This window comes from Corallococcus carmarthensis (assembly GCF_003611695.1).
Classification (GTDB): Bacteria; Myxococcota; Myxococcia; order Myxococcales; family Myxococcaceae; genus Corallococcus; species Corallococcus carmarthensis.
The window spans coordinates 1-4,776 of the sequence record NZ_RAWE01000377.1 but is presented as its reverse complement, the minus strand read 5'-3'; the positions used below and the strand labels follow the sequence as shown (position 1 = coordinate 4,776).

Annotated in this window: 5 protein-coding genes; 4 read left to right on the top strand and 1 reads right to left on the bottom strand. The window is 70.5% G+C overall.

Annotated elements, in window-relative coordinates; translation table 11 throughout:
- The 3 genes from D7X32_RS43275 to D7X32_RS43265 form a co-directional block, all read left to right on the top strand.
- Nucleotides 1-394, top strand: a 394-nt coding sequence (locus D7X32_RS43275) for a Uma2 family endonuclease (protein WP_147450503.1), incomplete at its 5' end; no start/stop codon positions are given.
- A gap of 114 nt (nucleotides 395-508) precedes the next feature.
- On the top strand, nucleotides 509-1,066 hold the full coding sequence (locus D7X32_RS43270) for a Uma2 family endonuclease (protein WP_120608319.1): 558 nt from the start codon (nucleotides 509-511) through the stop codon (nucleotides 1,064-1,066).
- Nucleotides 1,067-1,160: 94 nt separating this feature from the next.
- Nucleotides 1,161-2,339 (top strand): metallophosphoesterase, encoded by a 1,179-nt coding sequence (locus D7X32_RS43265; protein ID WP_120608317.1) that lies wholly within the window; start codon nucleotides 1,161-1,163, stop codon nucleotides 2,337-2,339.
- On the opposite strand, the gene D7X32_RS43260 is transcribed toward D7X32_RS43265, so the two are convergent.
- Complete coding sequence (locus D7X32_RS43260; protein ID WP_244239507.1) at nucleotides 2,317-3,435, bottom strand: alpha/beta fold hydrolase; 1,119 nt, start codon at nucleotides 3,433-3,435, stop codon at nucleotides 2,317-2,319. The two genes, D7X32_RS43265 and D7X32_RS43260, sit on opposite strands and share 23 nt — an antisense overlap.
- A 102-nt stretch (nucleotides 3,436-3,537) precedes the next feature.
- On the opposite strand from D7X32_RS43260, the gene D7X32_RS43250 reads away from it, so the two are divergent.
- The coding region (locus D7X32_RS43250; protein ID WP_147450502.1) for a hypothetical protein at nucleotides 3,538-4,776 on the top strand (1,239 nt) is incomplete at its 3' end.

The following is a 4,776-nucleotide window of genomic DNA, read 5'->3' as shown; positions in this document are numbered from 1 at the left end:
GGGTGGGCCAGGGGGATGGACACTCTTGGATGAACCGGAGTTGCACTTCGGAGAGGATGTCCTGGTTCCGGACGTCGCGGGATGGAGGGTGGAACGGCTGCCCTACGTTCCTGACACGGCGGCGATATCGCTCGCGCCAGACTGGGTCTGCGAGGTGCTGTCCCCGTCCACCCGGAAGTTGGACCGCGAGGCGAAGCTGCCTGTGTACGCGCGCGAGGGCGTGCGGCACGTCTGGTTGATGGATCCGCTCACGCGCACCCTGGAGGTGTTCGGCTTGAGGGACGGAAGGTATGAAGTGCTGCTCACGCATTCCGGGGGTGATGCCGTGCGTGCGGAGCCCTTCGACGCGGTGGAGCTGGACCTCGCGTTCATCTGGGGACGCACGGTGAGCTGACGGGATGGGACCTCCAGGGTCCAGGAGAATGCATACGCCTCTGGACGTCAGACGGGCGTGCTACCTCCTCCCGTCATGGATAGAGTGATGGGCGGCGAGGACTGGAGGGAATCCATGGGAAAGAAACCCGCGACCTACGCGGACCTGGAGGCGCTCCCGGAGCATGTCGTGGGGGAGATTGTCGCGGGGGAGCTGTATGCAAGCCCACGGCCTGCGTTTCCCCATCTCACGGCGGCTTCGTTCCTGATGGCGCTCCTGGGCAATCCCTTTGTCTTCGGACTGGGAGGCCCGGGAGGCTGGTACATCGTGCTCGAACCCAGGCTCAATCTGGGAGACGACGTCCTCATTCCGGACCTGGCGGGCTGGCGGCGCGAACGGCTCCCCCGAGCGCCGAAGGTCGTGGCCCTTGCCTTGTCTCCTGACTGGGTCTGTGAGGTGCTGTCTCCCTCGACGCGAAGCCTGGACCTCAAGGTGAAGCTTCCGGTGTACGCGCGCGAAGGTGTTCGGCATGTCTGGTTCATCGACCCGGTTCTTCGCACCCTGGAAGTGTTCCGGTTGGAGTCGGGACAGTACGTGCAACTGGCGACCCACTCTGGAACCGACCCCGTGCACGCCGAACCGTTCGAGGCAGTGGCGTTGACGCTCTCCGTGCTCTGGGACGAATTGGGCTGAACAGCACGTCCGCTTCCGGGCAACACCCAGTGCGGGCGGCCGGCCGAGCACGGATTCAGGTGCGCTCGGACACGAGGCGCGGGAGGCTGGGTCCATGCCGTTGTCCGCGTTCTCGCTCCTCATCGCGCTGGGTGCCGTGCTCGGGCACCTGTACCTGTTCCGGCGGCTCGTGTGGAACCTCACGCCCCGCCGTGGGCCCCGGCTCTTCGCCGCGCTCCTGCTGGGCGTCATGACGGGGGTGCTGGTGGCCCGGCGGTACCTCCAGCGCACGCTTCCGGAGGCTCCCGGCGATGTCGTGGAGCTGGTGTCCTATTCGTGGATGGGCGTGGCGCTGTGCCTGGTGCTCGCGCTCGCGGGGGTCGACCTGGGCCGTGCCGTGCTCGCCGTTGGACGGCGGCTTCGGCCCGCCCCTGCGGCGTCCTCCGTGCCCTCCGTGGACGCCGAGCGGCGGCGCTTCCTGTCGCAGGCGACCGCGGGCGGGGCGCTCGCGCTGGGTGGGGGATTGGCGGGCTATGGCAGCTGGCGCGCGTTCACCGCTCCGGAGGTCACGGAGCTGGTGGTGCGCATTCCCAAGCTGCCCCGCGCGTTGGAGGGCTTCAGCATCGTGCAGCTCACCGACCTGCACGTGGGCCCCTTCATCCAGCGGCGCTTCATGGACGAGCTGGTGCGGCGGGCCAATGCGCTGAAGCCGGACCTCGTCGCCATCACCGGCGACCTGGTGGATGGCACCGTGCCCCGGCTGGGCGGCTTCGTCGCGGCGCTCGGCAACCTCCATGCGCGCTACGGAAGCTTCTTCGTCACCGGCAACCACGACTATTCGTCCGGCGCGGAGGCGTGGGTGGCCCACCTGGGCTCGCTGGGCATTCCCTCGCTGCGCAACCGGCACGTGCGCATGGGTGACGCGGGCGGCGCGTTCGACCTGGTGGGCGTGGATGACTGGCACGGTGGACGGCGCCTGGGACAGAAGGGCTATGACCTGGACCTGGCGCTCGCGGGCCGTGATCCGGAGCGCGCCGCGGTGCTGCTCGCGCACCAGCCCGCCAACTTCAAGGTGGCCGCGGAGCAGGGCGTGGACCTCCAGATTTCCGGCCACACCCACGGCGGCCAGCTCTTCCCCATGACGGCGCTCATCGGGTTGAGCTGGGAGCACTCCGCTGGCCATTACCGGCACGGCGATTCGCACATCTACGTCAGCCGGGGCTGCGGCTTCTGGGGACCGCCCATGCGGCTGGGCAGCCCCCCGGAGCTGGTCAAGCTGGTGCTGACTTCGTGAGGAACGCGTCCAGCGCGGCGTTGACCGCGTCCGGATGGTCCAGCTGGATCCAATGGCCAGCGCCCTCCACCACCTGGTGCGCCACGCCCTCGCCCAGGCGGTGGACGCTCTGCGGCGTGTCGTTGTCCGGCGCGACGAGCGAGAACTTCGGCCCCGGGTAGCGCGCGAGCGCGGCCGTCAAATCGAAGCGCAGGCTGGAGCGCTGCACCGCCACCACGGCGGACAGCGGCGTGGCGTCCAGGTCCGCCAGCAGCCGCTCGCGCACGTCCGCTCGCGACCCGGCCATCTGCGCCCAGTCCTGCCTCACGGCCTGCGCCACGTCCGGCGCGTCCAGCGAGGCGAGGTACGCGTTCACCTGCTCCTCGGGGTACCGGCGCGAGTCCGTCATCGGATCCACCAGGAACAGGCCGGCCACCTGCCGGGGATTCTCGCCCGCGTACTCCAGCGCCACGCCCCCGCTGATGCTGTGCCCCACCAGCACGAAGCGCCGCAGCCTCAGCGCGCGCACGACGGCGGCGATGTCCCCCGCGAGCGACTCCAGGGTGAAGTCCTCCGGCTCCGGGAACGTGGAGCCCCCGTGGCCGCGCAGCTCCAGCGCGATGCCCCGGCGGCCCGTCCGAGCCAGGTGATCCAACTGCGCCTGCCAGTGGGACGCGTTGCCCGCGAGCCCGTGCACGAAGACGACGGGCAATTCCTTCCCGCCGCCGCCGGTGTCCACCAGCCGCAGGTCACCCGCGGCCCCCGCCACGCGGAAGTCGTCGAAGCGGATCCGCTGGGGTTCGAAGGCCTGGCCGTCCGCGAAGGGGACCTCGTAGTGGGTGACGTGCAGGTCCCGGTCGATGAGGTAGCGGTCGTCCTCCGGAAAGAAGACAGCGCGCTCCGGCGTGTCGCCCGCGAAGCGCTTCACCGCGTCCATGGACTCCCAGAGGGTGACGAGGAGGAACTCCGCGCGCCCGTCCGCCACCTTGCGCAGGCAGTACGCGGCCAGGTTGCCCGGCGTGCGCCGGTAGTGCGCAAGGCCCGTCTGGTGGAGATAGGCAAGGTAGGCGTCGGCGTCCTCCGCCTTCGTCACTCCGCGCCAGGTGCGTGCGAGCATTCCAGGTTCCTCGTGCCGGAAGAATGAAGCCGGGCATGTAGCGCGCCCGGTGGGAGCGCGGCCACCCCTCGATGGCCCGGGCGTGGGCAGACGACACTTGGCTTGAGGGCAGGCGTCACCGACGATGCCGCGCACGTGGACGCGAACCCTGTCGCACCGATTCCCGAGGCCACCCCCCAGCGCGTCAATGAAACCCGGACCGGCTGGCGCTGGATGCTCGGAGGCCTGGCGCTGGTGTTGCCGGCGCTCTTCTTCTTCCGGGCGACGTTCACGCGCGACGTCTTCCTGGCGGGCGACACGCTGCGGGCCTTCTACCCGATGCGGGCCTACTGGGCCTCGCGCGTGTCGCGGGGCGAGTTCCCCGACTGGTTCCCCTACGACGGCTTCGGGCAGTCGTTCCCCGCCATCTTCATCTCCGGCGTGTTCCATCCCACGGCGCTCCTGCACCTGGTGCTGCCCCTGGGCGTGGCGGTGAAGCTCACCGTGCTGCTGTGCTTCCCGGTGGCGCTCCTGGGCACGGCGGCGCTCCTGCGCGAGTGGGGCGTTCCTCGCGCGGGCGCGCTGTTCGGGGCGCTGACGTTCACCTTCAGCGGCTACCTGGTCTGCATCACGAACAACCCCACCTACCTGCTGCCCGCGAGCACCGTTCCGGCCGCGCTGTGGGGCGTGCTGCGCTTCGTGCGGCGTCCCTCGGCCGCCCGGCTGACGGTGGGCGGGGGGCTGCTGGCGCTGGTCGCGTTCGGCGGGGATGCGCAGGCATTCGCCGTCACCCAGGCATTGGGCGTGCTGGTGGCGCTGACGGAGCCCGTGACAGCGCCCGGGACATGGGCACGGCGCGTGGGGGCGTGTCTGTTGTTGGTGGCGACGGGAGGGCTGCTGGCCGCGCCCCAGTTGCTTCCCGCCGCGGCACTGGTGGCGACGGGCGAGCCTGGGGCCCGGTCGCTGGTGGAGGCGCAATATTTCTCCCTGCATCCGCTGCGGGTGGGGGAGCTGCTGCTGGGGCCGTTCCTGACGGATCCGGTCGGGGTGCGCGGCATCCCGGAGATGGCGGTGCGCAAGCTCATCCGCATGGGGGGCTTCACGCGCGCGTGGGTGGACTCGCTCTACGTGGGGACGCCGGCGTGCGTGCTGGCGCTGGCGGGCCTGGGGGCTTCGTGGAGGCAGCGGCGCACCTGGGTGTTCGTGGGCGCGTGGCTGCTGATGCTGGCGCTGGTGCTGGGCTCGTCGCTGCCCGTCTACGGCTGGGTGTACCAGCTGCTGCCGCTGTGGCGGCCCTTCCGCTACCCGGAGAAGCTGGGGTCCTTCCTGGTGCTGGGGCTCGCGGTGGGCGCGGGGCTGGGC